At 74.1% G+C, this 15792-nt stretch carries 11 protein-coding genes; 2 read left to right on the top strand and 9 right to left on the bottom strand.

Annotated features, from left to right (window positions below):
* Nucleotides 1–2 precede the first annotated feature (2 nt).
* From hisB to ACYU96_RS08900, 3 genes are all read right to left on the bottom strand, one after another.
* Complete coding sequence (gene hisB, locus ACYU96_RS08910; RefSeq protein ID WP_460751799.1) at nt 3–626, bottom strand: imidazoleglycerol-phosphate dehydratase HisB; 624 nt, start codon at nt 624–626, stop codon at nt 3–5.
* Nucleotides 623–1762, bottom strand: a complete 1140-nt coding sequence (locus tag ACYU96_RS08905) for a histidinol-phosphate transaminase (protein WP_460751978.1) — start codon at nt 1760–1762, stop codon at nt 623–625. Before ACYU96_RS08905 ends, hisB begins: the two co-directional genes overlap by 4 nt.
* A gap of 175 nt (nt 1763–1937) precedes the next feature.
* A complete protein-coding gene (locus ACYU96_RS08900) occupies nt 1938–2444 on the bottom strand; it encodes a Rieske (2Fe-2S) protein (RefSeq protein ID WP_460751797.1) in 507 nt (168 codons plus the stop codon).
* 136 nt (nt 2445–2580) lie between these two features.
* On the opposite strand from ACYU96_RS08900, the gene ACYU96_RS08895 reads away from it, so the two are divergent.
* Nucleotides 2581–3000, top strand: coding sequence for a hypothetical protein (locus ACYU96_RS08895; protein ID WP_460751794.1), 420 nt, complete (start codon nt 2581–2583; stop codon nt 2998–3000).
* A gap of 70 nt (nt 3001–3070) precedes the next feature.
* Nucleotides 3071–5584 (top strand): RecQ family ATP-dependent DNA helicase, encoded by a 2514-nt coding sequence (locus ACYU96_RS08890; protein WP_460751792.1) that lies wholly within the window; start codon nt 3071–3073, stop codon nt 5582–5584.
* Between the two features lie 17 nt (nt 5585–5601).
* On the opposite strand, the gene ACYU96_RS08885 is transcribed toward ACYU96_RS08890, so the two are convergent.
* The 6 genes from ACYU96_RS08885 to ACYU96_RS08860 all read right to left on the bottom strand — a co-directional run bounded on the left by ACYU96_RS08885 (nt 5602) and on the right by ACYU96_RS08860 (nt 15758).
* Entirely contained in the window at nt 5602–6939 is a 1338-nt protein-coding gene (locus ACYU96_RS08885; RefSeq protein WP_460751789.1) for a carbohydrate-binding protein, read from the bottom strand.
* Nucleotides 6940–7178: 239 nt separating this feature from the next.
* Entirely contained in the window at nt 7179–8873 is a 1695-nt protein-coding gene (locus ACYU96_RS08880; RefSeq protein WP_460751786.1) for a cellulose-binding domain-containing protein, read from the bottom strand.
* A 114-nt stretch (nt 8874–8987) separates the two neighbouring features.
* Nucleotides 8988–12311 carry a DEAD/DEAH box helicase gene (locus tag ACYU96_RS08875; protein ID WP_460751784.1) on the bottom strand — a complete coding sequence of 1108 codons (3324 nt, stop codon included), beginning with the start codon at nt 12309–12311 and terminating at the stop codon, nt 8988–8990.
* A 68-nt stretch (nt 12312–12379) separates the two neighbouring features.
* Nucleotides 12380–12865, bottom strand: coding sequence for a ribose-5-phosphate isomerase (locus tag ACYU96_RS08870; protein ID WP_460751782.1), 486 nt, complete (start codon nt 12863–12865; stop codon nt 12380–12382).
* On the bottom strand, nt 12865–14613 hold the full coding sequence (locus tag ACYU96_RS08865) for a dihydroxyacetone kinase family protein (RefSeq protein WP_460751779.1): 1749 nt from the start codon (nt 14611–14613) through the stop codon (nt 12865–12867). The genes ACYU96_RS08870 and ACYU96_RS08865 overlap by 1 nt, the downstream gene beginning before the upstream one ends.
* Nucleotides 14610–15758, bottom strand: a complete 1149-nt coding sequence (locus ACYU96_RS08860) for an alcohol dehydrogenase catalytic domain-containing protein (RefSeq protein WP_460751777.1) — start codon at nt 15756–15758, stop codon at nt 14610–14612. Before ACYU96_RS08860 ends, ACYU96_RS08865 begins: the two co-directional genes overlap by 4 nt.
* Between the last annotated feature and the right edge of the window lie 34 nt (nt 15759–15792).

Here is a 15792-nt window from a genome sequence, read left to right as displayed (position 1 = left end):
CGTTACAGCGCACCCTTCGTGGACGGGATGCCCTCGACGCGAGGGTCGCGGGCGACGGCGGCGCGCAGGGCGCGCGCCAGGGCCTTGAACTGGGCTTCGACGATGTGGTGGGGGTCGCGGCCGGCGAGCACCCGCACGTGCAGGGTGAGGTGCGCGTGGTGCGCGAGCGACTCGAGGACGTGGCGGGTGAGGCTGCCGGTGAAGTGGCCGCCGATCAGGTGGTACTCCTGGCCTGCGGGCTCGCCGTCGTGCACGAGGTACGGGCGTCCGGACACGTCGACGACGGCGAGCGCGAGCGCCTCGTCCAGGGGCACCGTGGCGTCGCCGTACCGGGCGATGCCCTGCTTGTCGCCGAGCGCCCGGCGCAGCGCCTGCCCGAGGCAGATCGCGACGTCCTCGACGGTGTGGTGCGCGTCGACGTGCGTGTCGCCGTCGGCGTGCACGGTGAGGTCGATCAGCGCGTGCTTGCCGAGCGCGGTGAGCATGTGGTCGTAGAAGGGCACGCCGGTGGCGATGTCGGTCCGTCCGGTGCCGTCGAGGTCGAGCTCGACGGTGACCTTGGACTCGGAGGTGGCGCGCTCGACGCGGGCGGTGCGCGCGGGCACCGCGCCGTCGGACTGGGTCATGCGGTCTCCTCGGTCACGTGCGTGCGGGTGGTGGTCACGTCGGTGAGGGCTGCGCGGAACGCGGCGTTCTCCTCGGGTGTGCCGACGGACACGCGCAGCCAGCCGTCCGGGCCGGTCTCGCGGATCAGGACGCCGCGGTCCAGCAGGCCCTGCCAGACGGCGTGGCGGTCGGTGAAGGTACCGAACAGGACGAAGTTGGCGTCGGAGTCGGCGACGTCGAACGGCGTGCCGTCCGGGGTGCGCTGCTCGCGGAGCCAGGAGGCGAGGTCGTCCCGGTCCCGGCGCAGCTCGTCGACCTGCGCCATGAGGGTGCCGCGGTGCTGGAGCGCCGCGCGCGCGACCGCCTGCGTGACGGCCGACAGGTGGTACGGCAGGCGGACGACGCGCAGCGCGTCCACCAGGGCCGGCTGCGCGGCGAGGTAGCCGACCCGGGCTCCGGCGAGCGCGAACGCCTTGGACATGGTGCGGCTGACCGCGAGGTTGGGGTGGCGGTCCAGGAGGCTGACGGCGCTGGGCGTGCCGGCGCGGCGGAACTCGGCGTAGGCCTCGTCCACGACGACGACGGCGGGCGTGACCGGGTCGACGGCGGACGCGGCCTCCAGGATCGCCTCCACGGTGCTCAGCGGCAGCGCGGTGCCCGTCGGGTTGTTGGGGCTGGCCAGCAGGATCACGGACGGGCGGTGCTCGGCGACCGCGGCGGCGGCCCGGTCCGGGTCGATGGTGAAGTCGTCCTGGCGGCGGGCGGTGACCCAGCGTGTGTGGGTGTCGCGGGCGTACTCCGGGTACATGGAGTAGGTGGGTGCGAAGGACAGCGCGGTGCGGGCGGGCCCGCCGAACGCCTGCAGCAGGTGGAGCATGATCTCGTTGGAGCCGTTGGCCGCCCAGACGGCGAAGGGCTCCATCCCGACGCCGGTCTCCAGCGCGAGATAGTCGGCGAGGTCGCGTCGCAGGGCGCTGAGGTCCCGGTCCGGGTAGCGGTTCAGCCCCTGGGCCGCGCGGGCGACCTCGCGGGAGATGGTCCGCACGACGTCCGCGGACGGCGCGTAGGGGTTCTCGTTGACGTTGAGCAGCACCGGGACGTCGAGCTGCGGGGCGCCGTACGGCTGCTCGTGCGCGAGCTCGGGCCGGATCGGCAGGCCGCTGAACGGGGCGGGCTCGCCGGGCGCGGCGGGCTCGCCCGAGCGGGTCTCGGTGCTGGATGCGATCACCGGGCCAGTCTACGGAAGGGGACCGGCACGGCCGTCCGGAGTCCGCCCTGCGGGCGGCCCCCGGACGGCGGGAGAGTCCCGCCGTGCCGACGGTCCGGGGACGCTACGACGAGACGACCACGTCGTCACCGTCGACGGTGACCGGCACCTCGGGGAGCGGCTCGGGCGCGGGGCCCGAGAGTACCGCCGCGTCGGTGAGCGCGTAGTGCGACTGGTGGCACGGACACGCGAGGTCCCCGTCCCCGGGCGTGACCGTGCAGCCCTGGTGGGTGCAGATCGCGCTGAACGCGTGCACCTCGCCCTCGACGGGCTGGGTGACCAGGACGTCCTCGCCGTCGATCGTGGCGGCCACGGCGCCGCCGACAGGGACGTCCGCGAGCGCGACCACGACGCCGCCCGCGCCCTGGCCGGCCCCGTCCTCCCCCGCGGGGTCGCCCTCTCCTGCCGGCTCGTCCGCGCCTCCCGAGCAGGCGACGAGGGCGGTGCCGCCCACGAGGACCCCGGACGCGACGCCCGCTCCGCGCAGGATCTCGCGTCGCGTCGCGACGGGCGCTGTCTCGGGGAGCGCGGGCGTGGCAGTGGCCACCAGGCCAGGTCGGGTGCGTGTCATCGAAGCCTCCGGCGTCGTCGTTCAGGTCGGTTCGGGTCGGTCGTGGCCGTTGGGACGCAGTTCGGAGAGCGTCCCGGGATAACGTTTCGGGGCGTCACCCTGGCGTGGCGGCGCCGTCTTCGGCAGCATGTCGATCATGGCCCCATCTCCGCACGACGCGCCAGTGATACCCGAGGACCGGTCCGGTACCTCGGCCGTCTGGCGCTGGTTCGGCGCGGCGGGCGTGTTCACGTCCGCCGTGGTCCATCTCATCCTGTGGTTCCAGGGATATCGCGACATCGACATCGTCGGCCCGATGTTCCTGCTCAATGCCGTGGGCGGTGCGGTCCTGGCCGGCGCGATCCTGGTGTGGCGCCACTGGCTGCCGCTGCTGGGCGGGATCGGGTTCGGTCTGCTGACGCTGACCGCGTACCTCCTGTCGGCGACGGTCGGGTTCTTCGGCGTGCTGTCCCAGTTCGAGTTCGCCGGGGTGGCGGAGGTCGTCTCCGCGATGGCGGACATCATGGCGGTCGTCGGCTCGGCGGCGGCGCTCTGGCGCGAGCGGAGGACGACGTAGCCCGCCGCTCGTCCACAGGCTCGCGGGCCGGACCCCGCACGTGTCGGTGGTCGCCTCTACGATCGACGGCGTGACCAACGATCCCTTTGCAGACCTGCCGTTCGCCGTGGAGGAGCCCCCGGACGACGACGCGCTCCTCGTCGACCTCGGAGACCCCGCGCTGCCGCCCTCGGCCCGGAACACGCCCGAGGCCCAGGCGGCCAGGCTGGACATGCTGCGCGGGATGCTCGACGAAGCGGGCAGCGCGGGCTCGCCGGGCGGCCCCGCCGCCTCAGGCAGGACGACCAGCACGGACGGGCCCGGCGACAGCGCGGGGGCCGGCGCGCGCGAGGCGCCCGCCGGTGCGGCACCGCCCGTCGAGGAACCGCCCGTCGAGCCGGAGGGGGTCGCCTCGCCGGAGCCGCGCAAGGAGGCGGTCGCCGCAGCTCCGGGTGACGAGCTGCGGGCCGAGGCCGAGGAGGCGCTGCGGGCGCTCGTGGGCCGGGACGACGCCGCGCTGCGCGAGGACCAGTGGCGCGCGATCGAGGCGCTGGCCGCGTTCCGCCGTCGCGCCCTCGTGGTGCAGCGCACGGGGTGGGGCAAGTCGGCCGTGTACTTCGTGGCGACGAAGCTGCTGCGCGCCCGCGGGGCCGGGCCGACCGTCATCGTCTCGCCGCTGCTCGCGCTCATGCGCGACCAGGTCGGCGCGGCGGAGCGGGCCGGGATCCGCGCGGTCACCATCAACTCCTCGAACGTCACCGAGTGGGACCAGGTGCACGCCGACATCGCGGCGGGCGAGGTGGACGTCCTGCTGTGCTCGCCCGAGCGGCTGAACAACCCGGCGTTCCGCGACGACGTGCTGCCGCGGCTGGCCGCCGACGCCGGGCTCGTGGTCATCGACGAGGCGCACTGCATCTCCGACTGGGGCCACGACTTCCGGCCGGACTACCGGCGCATCCGCACGCTCCTGGCGGACCTGCCCGCCGGGATCCCGGTGCTCGCCACGACGGCCACCGCGAACCAGCGCGTCACGGACGACGTCGCCGAGCAGCTGGGCGTGACCGGCGGCGCGGGCGGCGCCGGCGGGCCACGGGAGGACGTGCTCGTGCTGCGCGGGGCACTGGACCGCGAGTCGCTGCACCTGGCCGTGCTGGAGCTGGGCGACCAGCCCACGCGCGTGGCGTGGCTCGCGCAGACGCTGCAGGACGTGGACGGTTCGGGCATCGTCTACTGCCTGACGGTGTCGGCGGCGGAGCAGGTCGCCGACCAGCTGCGCGCGGCGGGCCTGGCCGTGGCCGCGTACACCGGACGCACCGAGCCGGCGCAGCGCGAGCACCTGGAGGCGGACCTCAAGGAGAACCGCGTCAAGGCCCTGGTCGCCACGTCTGCCCTCGGCATGGGGTTCGACAAGCCGGACCTGGCGTTCGTGGTGCACCTCGGGGCGCCGTCGTCGCCGATCGCGTACTACCAGCAGGTGGGCCGCGCCGGGCGCGGTGTGGACGAGGCCGTCGTCGTCCTGCTGCCCGGCCACGAGGACAAGGCGATCTGGGACTGGTTCGGCGCGCAGGCCTTCCCGGCGGAACCGCAGGTGCACGCCACGCTGGAGGCGCTGCGCCAGGCGGGGACGCCCGTGTCGACGGCTGCGCTGGAGACCCATGTCGACCTCAAGCGGTCCCGCCTGGAGACCATGCTCAAGGTGCTCGACGTCGACGGCGCCGTACGCCGCGTCAAGGGCGGCTGGGAGTCGACCGGCCGTGACTGGGTCTACGACCGTGCGCGCTACGACCGGGTCGCCGCCACGCGGGCCGCCGAGCAGCAGGCCATGGTCGACTACGTCGCCACGCCGACCTGTCGGATGGCGTACCTGCGGGCCCAGCTCGACGACCCGGACCTCACCGACGGCTGGGAGTGCGGGCGCTGCGACCGGTGCGGCGGAGTCGACCTGCCCGAACCGCCCGACGCCGAGGCGATCACGGAGGCGCGCGCCGAGATGGACCGGCCGGGCGCGCCGATCGACGCACGGCGCATGTGGCCCAGCGGGCTGGCGACGCTCGGGCTGGACCTGCGCGGCAAGATCCCCGCCGAGGAGCAGGCCGAGCCGGGTCGTGCCATCGCCCGCCTGGACGGGCTCGGCTGGTCGGGGCCGCTGCGGGACCTGCTGGCTCCCGGTGCCCCCGACGGAGAGCTGCCGGTGCCGCTGCGACGCGCGGCCGCCCGCGTGCTGGACGAGTGGCCCGCGCTGCGGGAGGGGGACGGTGTCGAGGGCGTGGTCGGGATCCGGTCGACGACGTGGCCGCAGATGTCGTACCACCTGGCCACCGGGCTGGCCGCGTACCTCGGGGTGCCGATGATCGGCGCCGTCGGCCCCGCCGAGGGCCAGGAGGAGCCCGGCCGGCACGACGTGAACTCGGCGATGCGGCTCGCGGGCGTCGCCCGGCGCCTGCGGCCGCAGCTCGGCGAGCCCGCGCTGCGCGGACTGCCGGGCCGCACCGTCCTGCTGGTCGACGACTACACGGACTCCGGCTGGACCCTCACTGTCGCCGCCCGGCTGCTCCGCCAGGCCGGCGCCGCGAGGGTCCTGCCGTTCGTGCTGGGGATCCGCTGAGGGAGCTCCCGGGGGGGTCAGCGCCCCTGCAGCCCCTTCACGGTGTCGCCGAAGGACCAGCCCTTCGAACCGTCCCAGTTGACCGACCAGGTCATGAGGCCCTTGAGCTGGCCGTCGTACGACGCGTAGGCCTCGCTGACCAGGGACGGAGCCATGTACCCGCCCCCCGCGCCCTGCTGGGCGGGGAGGCCGGGAACCTGCTTGTCGTACGGCAGCCGGATCGTGGTGCCCTGGATCTCGAGCCCCGCGTCCAGGCAGTCGGTCTGCGCCCGGAAGCCCTCGACCGTCCCGGCCGCGTACCCGTTGCCGTCGCAGTCGTACATCTCGCCGTTGTAGTACTGCATGTTCAGCCACCAGAGACGGCCGTTGTCGGCGTACTTCTTGATGATGGGCAGGTAGGCGCCCCAGATCCCGCCGTACGTCACGCTGCCGCCGGTCACGTAGGCGGTCTCGGGCGCCATCGTGAGCCCGAAGTCGTCCGGCATCCGCGCGAGCACGCCGTCGATGATGCGGATCAGGTTCGCCTGCGACGTCGAGGGCGTGTTGATGTCGCCGCTGCCGGTCAGCCCGGCCTCGATGTCGATGTCGATCCCGTCGAAGTTGTTGTCCTGCAGGATCGGCACGATCGTCTCGACGAACCGGTCGGCCACGGTCGCGCTGCTCAGGTCGATGCTGGCCGTGGCCCCGCCGATCGACAGCAGCTGGCGGGTGCCGTCGGCCTTCGCGGCGCACATCTCCTCGGGGCTCGGCACGTCCACGCCGCTGTCCATGCCGTCCTCCCACAGCGCGGTGCCGTCCGGGAGGATGACCGGGAACGCGAGCATCGTGACGTTGTACCCGTGGTCCGAGATGCGTGGGTCGTCGATCGGGATCCAGCCCATGCCCGGGTGCACGCCGTTCGACGCACCGTCCCAGTTCTCCCAGTAGCCCTGCAGCACCTTGCCGGTCGGACGCGGCTGCACCGCACAGTCCGCACCCGGCTCGCCGTCGCTCGGCGTGGGCTCCGGATCGGGCTCGGACGGCTCCGGATCAGGATCGGACGGCTCCGGGTCGGGCTCGGTGGGGGTGGGCTCCGGGCCGGCGTCGCATGCGCCCTCGTCGGACCAGAGCGTCGGCGTGTCGGCCGGGTTCCAGCCCGCTCCCGCGTGGGCGGTGTGGGCGATGCGCGCGGTGTAGGTGCGGCTCCGGTACGTCACCTCGTCGCCGACGGCGTAGCTGGTGCCCTCCGTCCAGGTCGCTGCCACGCACTCGGCGGCCGCCGCCGGGGCCGTCAGCCCGGGGACCACGACGGCGCCCGTGGCCAGGGCCGCAGCGGCGACGGCTGCGACGACGAGCGGGGTACGACGGGATCTCACGACGACCACCTCAGCTTTCCGCGTCCGGGCCGCCGGCGTGCTCCGGCGGCTATTTGTTCAGGACGCTAGCAAGACGGTTCGGCCGGGACATGAGGGATTCCCACACGACCGGCGCCCCGGGGCAACCGCGGGCACGGCGCAGGAGGGCGCACCGTGGGGCGCCGGGTCCGGGCCGGTCGGCGGCGGCCCGCCTGCAGCCGTGCCGCCGCCGAGCGGCCCGATCCGGAGTGCGCGCCCGGTCAGCTCAGGGACGGCGTCGTCCAGCTGCGCCACTGGTCGAGGTTGCCCGGCCGGCTCGACGAGATCCGGAAGTCGCCCGGGCCCGTACCGTTGCCGAACAGGGACGCCTGGATGTGCTGCCGCATCGGCTGGACCCACTCCGAACGGTGCGCGCAGTGGTTGCCGTCCGAGACGTCGGAGACGTAGGAGACGTTCCCCCGCTCACCGAGCGCCGTGTAGATCTCCCGGCCCGCGAGCGCGGACGTCGCGCCGGACCCCGCCCCGAGCCAGTCGATGTGCGGGTTCTCCATGAGGAGCAGGCCGCGCGGGGCGATCATCCCGATCACCTCGTGGGTGTCCACCGGGAGGCCGGACGGGTTGTTCGCATAGCCGCCGAACGCCTGGCCGAGCCACGGCTGCTCGCCGTAGGCGCTGCTGGGCGACTGCGCGCCCGCCTCCTGGGCGAGCCCGCGCATGATCGGCGCGCCGCCGGCGCCGGACTCGACCGGCATGGTCAGGTCGATGCGCTGGTCGAACGCGCCCGCCACGAAAGCGCCCTTGCCGTAGCGCGAGCAGCCGGTCACGCCGAACGCGTCGGGGTCGAGGAGGGCTCCGCCGTCGGCCTCGATCACGTCGATGATGCGGCTCACGCCCCAGCCCCAGGCGGCGAGCAGGCCCGTGCTGCTGTTCGCCCCGTAGAGGTCGTAGAACGCGCCCCGCATCGAACCGTACGAGGTGCCCTCGGCGCCCACGGTCAGCGGGTCGTAGCTGATCACGGCCACGCCCTCGCCGAGGATCGTGGCGGTGTCGCCGCCGAAGCCGCCGTACACGAAGACCGCGGGGAACGGCCCGCTGCCACCGGGCGTCCGCACGCTCGCGGAGAAGCTCGTGCTGCGGCCCCGGTCCGACACGTTGACCGTGATGTTCGACGACGACACCGTCCCCGTCACGCTCTGGGGCGCGCCGGGCTTGGCTCCGTACATCGTGTCCTCGGCGAGCTTCTTGATCTCCGCCCGGCGGCACCGCCAGTCGGACTTCTCCGTGATCCGCGACCCGTCCATGGACAGGAACGGGTCGGGCAGCCGGGAGTCGGCACCGGGGCCGCTGCCCGAGACGTCGCAGTCCGCACCGTCGAACTCGCCACCGGGCAGCGGATCCGGGTCGGTCGGCGTGGGGTCGGGGTCGGTCGGCGTCGGGTCCGGGTCGGTCGGGTCGGGGGTGGGCCCGGGGTCCGTGTCGCCGTCGCAGGCGACACCGTTCACCGCGAACGTGCCGGGCGCCGACGCCGGGCCCGCGCCGACGAGCCCGAAGCTCGCCGACCCGCCCGTGCCGAGGCTCCCGTTCCAGGACACGTTGCTCGCGGTGACCTGCGAGCCGCTCTGGGTCACCTCCGCGTTCCACGCCTGAGCGATCGACGTGCCGGACGGAGCCTCCCACGTCACGGACCACGAGGAGACGGGGTCACCCAGATTCGTCAGGGTCACGTTCGCCTGGTGGCCGCCTTGCCACTCGTTGACGATGTCGTAGTCGACGGAGCACCCTTCCGCGGCGCTGGCAGCGGTGGCCGTCACGGCGGTCAGCGCACCGGCCGCAGCCAGGGAGACGGCCGCGGTCACGGCCGCCCAGCGGCGCCCGCGGAAGCCGGGCGGGCGCGCGGACCCGGTCGACGGCGCACCGGGTGACCCCGGCGACTGTGGTGAGCGTGCGGCAGGCATACGGATCTCCTTTGATCGGCACTGACCCGCCACACCCTAGGAAAACGTTATCTACGCGGGAAGGGCAAGAAACGTTTCGCAGCGCGAACGGAGCCGGCCTGGCCGTCGCCACGTCTACACCCCGTCGAGCAGGCCGCGGATGTCGTCGGCGCTCAGCCCTCCGCCGAACGTGCCGTCGTCGTCGCTCATCACGGCGTCGAACAGCTTCGCCTTGCGCTCCTTGAGGGCCATCACCTTCTCCTCGATGGTTCCCGCCGACATCATCCGGAACACCATGACGTTGCGGGTCTGCCCGATCCGGTGCGTGCGGTCCACGGCCTGCGCCTCCGTCGCCGGGTTCCACCACGGATCGAGCAGGTACACGTAGTCGGCCTCCGTGAGGTTCAGGCCGAACCCGCCCGCCTTGAGGGAGATGAGGAACACGGGCGCGTCACCCTCCTTGAACCGCCGGATCACCTCGGCCCGGCGCGTCGTCGCCCCGTCGAGGTACTCGGTGGCGAGGCCCGCCGCGGTCAGCCGGTCCCGGGCCAGCTGCAGGAACGACGTGAACTGGCTGAACACGAGCGCGCGGTGCCCCTCGGCGGCCACCTCCGCCAGCTGCTCGGCGAGCAGGTCGAGCTTGGCCGACGGCACACCCTCGTAGGCGTCCGGGTCGACGAGGGAGGCGTCCAGCGCGAGCCGGCGCAGGATCGTCAGGGACCGGAAGATCGCGATCCGGTTGGTGTCGAAGTCCTCGAGCAGGCCCAGCATCCGGGAGCGCTCGCGCTGCAGGTGCCGGTCGTAGACGACACGGTGCTTCGCGTGCAGGTCCACGCTGAGGATCTGCTCCTGCCGCTCCGGGAGCTCCGGCGCCACCTGCTCCTTGGTGCGCCGCAGCAGGAGCGGCCGGATCCGGCGGCGCAGCCGCGCCACGGCCCGGTCCGCCTCCCCGGCGAGCTGTGGGTCCTTCGCTCCCGCCTCGACGACCCGGACGTAGTCCTCCCGGAACCGCCCGGCCGAGCCGTACAGCCCCGGCGCGGTGATCGCGAGCAGCGACCACAGCTCCATGAGGTTGTTCTCCATGGGCGTGCCGGTGATCGCCAGCTTGAACGGAGCACGCAGCAGCCGCGCCGTCTCGTTGGCCCGCGTGGCGTGGTTCTTGGCGAACTGCGCCTCGTCCAGGATGAGCCCGCCCCAGTCGACCTCGCGGAACCCGTCGTGGGCCAGACGGAAGATCGCGTAGCTGGTCACGACGACGTCGGCGGCGCCGGCGACCTCCGGCACGGTCGTGCCGAGCCGGCCCGGGGTCGACGACAGCTCCGCCACCCGCAGGTCCGGGGTGAACCGCCCGGCCTCCGCCACCCAGTTGCCGATCACCGACGCCGGCGCCACCACCAGGAACGGCGTGTCGCCCGGCGCCCGCGGCGGGCCGGTGCCGAGCCCTTCGCGGTCACGGGCGATGAACGCCAGGGTCTGCACGGTCTTGCCGAGCCCCATGTCGTCCGCCAGGATCCCACCGAGACCGTGGTCCGCCAGGAACGCCAGCCACGCGTAGCCGTGCCGCTGGTAGGGGCGCAGCTCCGCCTTCAGCCCGGTCGGCAGCGGCACGGCGTCGGCGGCCGGCGCCACGGCGCCGTCCGGAGCTGCTCCGGGCCTGCCCGTCAGCGCGAGCAGGTCGCCCACCGACCGCCGCCACGCCTCGGACTGCTCGACGACGTCCGCCACCTCCTCCAGGTCCCCCCACAGGCTCGCGTTGTACCGCGACAGGCGCAGCGTCCCGGGCCGGTCGCTGAGCCGCACCGCCTCCTCGACGAGCGTCCGCAGCCGGTCCAGGGACGGATGTCCGGTGCGCAGCCAGGCGCCGTCCGGCAGCACGACGCGGCTGTCGCCGCGGGTCAGCGCGGCCAGCAGCACCGGCAGCGGGACCTCCCGGCCGGCCACGCTCACCGAGATCCCGAGATCGAACCAGTCCATCTCGCTGGAGCCCGTGGCCGAGACCGACACCACCGGGACGTCGCTCAGCTCCCGGTACTCAGGCTGTTCGTGCGTCTCGACGCGCACGTCCGCCAGCTCCTCGAGCGCGGGCAGCACCTCGGTCGCGAGCTCCAGCACGGCGAGGTCGCCCACCTCGTGCCGGCCCGCCAGCCGGAACCCGGCGAACTTCGGGCTGCGCCGTACCACCTCGGCCGCCTCGGCGGAGATCCGCGCCTCGCCCTCGATGTCGCGCAGGTCCGTGGGACCGTGGTCGGGGATGGTGTGGCGGCGCGCGGCCGCGCCCGTGCCGTACTGCCAGGACCACGTCACCGTCGCCCGGGCCGACCCGGCGAACACCGCCGTGCACACGAGGACCGGCCGTGCGTCCTGGGGGAGCTCGACGCCGTCTCCCGCGCGCACGCTCATCCGGCCGCGCAGCCGCGGGTAGAAGTCGGAGAGGAACTCCGGCACGTCCCGCTCGGGGACCTCCAGCGCGGGCATCCGCAGCGCGTCGACCTGCGCCTCGCCCAGCGGCTCGGCCGTGGGCCCCAGCGTGATCACGCGCTTCGTGGAACCCTCCCGCGTCACGGCGAACAGGCCGTGCTCGCCCAGCGCACCGACCACCGCGTCCGGCACGGGCGGCTCGCCGTCGAACGTCACGGACAGGGTCACCCGCAGGCCCGGGCCGTCGCCGGCCCGCGCGAGCTCCAGCGCCATGGCCGACGCCGAGACGAGCCGCAGCTCGTCCCCGCGGCGGACCCCGACCACCGGGATCCCCGCCTCGGGCGCCTCGGCGAGCAGCGGCCACAGGAGCCGGCCGAAGTCGCCGAGGTCCCGCCACGCGCCCGTGCCGTAGCGGCTCCCGGTGAGGTCGCCGAGCTCGGCGAACCAGGCGCCGGCGCGTCCGCCCGGAAGCACGCCGCCGGCGTGCGCGTACCCGAACCGCAGCGCGTCCCACGTGATGTCGTTGGCCTTGCTCCACGTGCCCTGCTGCGTGCGGCGCACCGGCTTGGCCTGCAGCACCGTGCCGTCCACCCGCTCCTTGACCTGGATCCCGAGCGCGAGCTGCGGCGCGGCGCCCGGCGCCGCCCGGTGCGCCGGGACCGGCGCCGAGGTCACCCGCCGCAGCCAGCCGCGCCACGGCGCGTGCCCCGCCCCGCCGTCCGAGCCCGGACCGTCGTCGGACTCCAGGAGGTCCAGGAGCACCGCGACCACGTGCTTGCAGTACCCACCCACGGGGCAGCCGCACTCCGTGTCCCGGACCGCGAACCGCCCGAGCGCGCCGAGGGAGTAGCGGATCCGGCACTCGTACGGGTGCGGCGCGGTCCCCGCGACCAGCCCGGTGACGGTCAGCGACGCGAAGTCCCACGTCCGCTCCAGGACGTGGCCGGTGCGCCGGTAGGTCTTTCCCCGCTCGAACGCACCGCCGCCGACGAGGCGCTTGATCGACTCGGCGTCGATGCGTGGCACGGGGATCGAAGTCATGCCCCGATCCTTCCACGGGTGTCCGACACCCCGCCGAGCGTCCTCCACAGGCGTGGCCGGACGCCTGGTCAGCAGCCCGTGGGCTCGATCCCGGTCTCCTCGTACTCCCGGATCGCGTCCACCTTCCGGGCGGACGCCGACGTCGGGTCGAACGTGTACCCGAGCCACTCGGCGGCGAGCCGCCGGGCCAGCTCCAGGCCGACCACCCGCTCGCCGAAGCAGAGCACCTGCGCGTCGTTGCTCAGCACCGCGCGCTCGACGGAGTAGCTGTCGTGCGCGGTCACGGCCCGGATCCCGCCGATCTTGTTCGCGCTGATCGCGACGCCGAGCCCGGTGCCGCACACCAGCAGGGCGCGGTCCGCCTCCCCCGCCGCGATCAGCCTCCCCGCGGCGATCGCCACGTGCGGGTAGTCGGTGTCCTCGTCGGCGTAGACGCCGATGTCGATCACCTCGGCCACGCGGTCGTCCGCGGCGAAGTCGGAGGCGAGCGCCTTCTTGTAGCTCAGCCCGGCCTCGTCGCACCCGACCACGACGCGCAGTCCGTCGTCTCCCATCACCGCTCCTCCTCCTGTCGCCGGCCCGTCCGGGCGAGCACGCCCGCCACCGTCGTCAGGCACATCGCCATCGAGACGGCGCCCGCGTCGGGGGTGCCCAGGCTCCGCTCGGCGAGCGGCCTGGCACGCCCCACCCGGGGCCGCATCCCGGCGGTCCGTGCCGCCGACGTCGTCGCCTCGCGGGCGGCGTGCTCCCACGCGTCCGCCAGGGAGCGCCCGCCGGCCACGCCGGCGGTGAGCGCGTGAGCGAAGGGGAGCAGCGCGTCGAGCATGGTCTTGTCGCCGGGCGCGGCGCCGCCGAGCTTCACCAGGGCGTCGTACCCGGCGCTCACGGCGGCCGCGACGGTCGCCCCGGAGGGTCGCCCCGCGTCGCCGAACTCCTTGCCGACGGCGACCAGCGCGTTGCCCCAGAGCACCCCCGAGCTGCCTCCGGCCTTGGCGGCCCACGCGTCGCCGGCCGCGTCCAGGGTGGTGCGGGGTCCGGCGCCGCGCTCGACGGCGGCCCGGGCCGCGGCCACCGCGGCGGTGCTCCCGTTGACCATGCCGCGCCCGTGGTCGCCGTCACCGGCGACCGCGTCGATGCGGCCGAGCTCGTCCTCCGCCTCGGTCATGGCAGCGGCGATCGCCTCCAGCGAGACGAGGACCGTCCCTGCCACCTCCTGCGCCTCCTCGTCCGCGGGCCCGGTGGCCGTCCCCTCGGCCGCGAGCAGGGTGTCCGCCGCGGTGCGGCGCTCCCCCGTCGCGGACGCGGTCACGGCCCCCTTGCGGTAGGCGGGCGTGTCGGCGGGCGCTGCCCAGAGACGCTCCAGCTCGTCGTCGAGCCACATCACCGTCAGCGAGCATCCGGCCATGTCCAGGCTGGTCACCAGCTCCCCGACGTCGGGCTCGACCACCTCGTACCCCGCCTCCCGCAGGAGGCGCGCCACGGTGCCCCAGACGATGAACAGCTCCTCGTACTTGGTGCGGCCGAGTCCGTTGAGGATGGCGGTGACGCGCCGGCCCGCGCCCTGCGGGGCGTCGGCCAGCACGCCGTCGACCAGCGTCCTGGCCAGCTCCCGCGCGGTGGGCAGCTTCTCGTCGGAGATGCCGGGCTCGCCGTGGATGCCGAGGCCCAGACCCATGTGCCCGGGCTCCACCGTGAAGAGGGGGTCGTCCGCACCGGGCAGGGTGCACCCGTCGAACGCCACGCCGAGCGTGCGCGTGCGGTCGTTGGCGTGCTCGCCGACCCGCACCACCTCGTCGAGGGAGCAGCCCTCCTCGGCGGCGGCCGACATCGCCTTGAAGACCGTGACGTCGCCCGCGATGCCGCGGCGCCTGGCCCGCTCGGTGCTGGGCGCGCTGGCGACGTCGTCGGTCACCAGGACGTAGCGGGCGGCGACGCCCTCGTCCTGGAGGCGTTCGACGGCCTGGTTGAAGTTCATGACGTCGCCGGCGTAGTTGCCGGTGCTGAACACCACGCCGGCTCCGCTGTCGGCCGCACGGGCGACCGACACGGCGTCGGCCGCGGACGGCGACGTGAAGACGTTGCCGACGACGGCGCCGTCGGCGAACCCGGGCCCGACGACCCCGCAGAACGCCGGGTAGTGGCCGGACCCGCCGCCCACCACCACGGCCACCTTCCCGGGGCGGGTTCTCGTCGTGCGGACCACTCCGCCGGGGACCGGCGCGACATATCGCTGGTGGGCGTCGGTGAAGCCGGTCATCGCGTCCTGGGTGAAGGCTGCCGGGTCGTTGTAGAGGCGCGTCATCGCGATTCGTCCTTTCGGGGGTGCGGCCAGGCCGGGATGAGCGAGACCTTGACGGACTCGTCGCCTGCGGCGACCAGGTCGAGGCCCTCCTGGAACCGCTCGAGCGGGAGCTGGTGCGAGCAGATCTCGTCCATCGGGAGCCGCCCGGACTCGATCATCCGGATCGCGGCCGGCCAGCAGTGCGGGCCGAGGTGCGCGCCGAGGACGTCGAGCTCCTTGTCGTCGCTGATGATGCTCCAGTCGACGGTGACGTCGGAGCCGAAGACGCTGTACTCCACGTACCGGCCCAGCTTGCGCAGCAGCTTGAGCCCCTGGCCGACGGCGGACGGGTGGCCCGTGCCCTCCAGGTAGACGTCGGCCCCGTAGCCCTCGGTGAGCTCCTCGACGAGCTCGGCCGGGTCCTCCTCCGCGATGTTCACGGTGTGGGTGGCGCCGCACTTCTCGGCGAGGGCGAGCTTCGTCGGGGACATGTCGAGCGCCACCACCGCGGCCGGGTTCTTCGCGGCGGCACCGGCGATCATGCCGAGCCCGATCGGGCCGCACCCGGCGACCACGACGACGTCCTCGAACGTGATACGGCCGCGCTCGACGGCGTGCAGCGCGCACGACAGCGGCTCGGTGAACGCCGCGTGGGCCGCGGGCAGGTCCTTGCTGATCCGGTGCACGAGCGCCTCGGCCGGGTAGACCATGTACGACGCCATGGCGCCCGGGGTGCGCCGCTTGAACCCGAACATGTCGTGCGGGGCGCACATCCAGTACTCCCCGCGCTTGCAGTACCGGCACTCCCAGCACGGGACGATCTGCTCGGCCACCACGCGGTCACCGACCGCGACGCCGCGACGCCGCGCGGCCTCGTCGTCGAGCGAGACGACCTCGCCCACGAACTCGTGCCCCGGGACGACCTCGGTCTCGGCCCACGCGGGACGGTTCGCGTCGCCCCAGAACTTGGGGGCGCCGTGGTAGCACTTCAGGTCGCTGGCACAGATGCCGACGGCCTCGACGCGGACGAGCACCTCCCCCGGACCGGGCCGGGGCACGGGCACCTCCTGCATCCGGTAGTCGCCGGGCGCGTGGCAGATCACGGCGCGCATGGTCTCGGGCACGGCGGCGCCCGCCGGGGTGCTGGTGGCTGTGGTGGTGCTCATGGCTGCTTCCTTCGGTGAGGTGGGGTCGGGCGGC

The organism is Myceligenerans cantabricum, from assembly GCF_054777735.1.
Note: the sequence above shows the minus strand (reverse complement) of the source record. Positions and strands in the feature narration are given on the sequence as shown.

Coding starts and splice junctions, on each gene's coding strand:
- hisB (WP_460751799.1), bottom strand. CDS start 626: ATGACCCAGTCCGACGGCGCGGTGCCCGCGCGCACCGCCCGCGTCGAG.
- ACYU96_RS08900 (WP_460751797.1), bottom strand. CDS start 2,444: ATGACACGCACCCGACCTGGCCTGGTGGCCACTGCCACGCCCGCGCTC.
- ACYU96_RS08895 (WP_460751794.1), top strand. CDS start 2,581: ATGGCCCCATCTCCGCACGACGCGCCAGTGATACCCGAGGACCGGTCC.
- ACYU96_RS08880 (WP_460751786.1), bottom strand. CDS start 8,873: ATGCCTGCCGCACGCTCACCACAGTCGCCGGGGTCACCCGGTGCGCCG.
- ACYU96_RS08875 (WP_460751784.1), bottom strand. CDS start 12,311: ATGACTTCGATCCCCGTGCCACGCATCGACGCCGAGTCGATCAAGCGC.
- ACYU96_RS08870 (WP_460751782.1), bottom strand. CDS start 12,865: ATGGGAGACGACGGACTGCGCGTCGTGGTCGGGTGCGACGAGGCCGGG.
- ACYU96_RS08865 (WP_460751779.1), bottom strand. CDS start 14,613: ATGACGCGCCTCTACAACGACCCGGCAGCCTTCACCCAGGACGCGATG.
- ACYU96_RS08860 (WP_460751777.1), bottom strand. CDS start 15,758: ATGAGCACCACCACAGCCACCAGCACCCCGGCGGGCGCCGCCGTGCCC.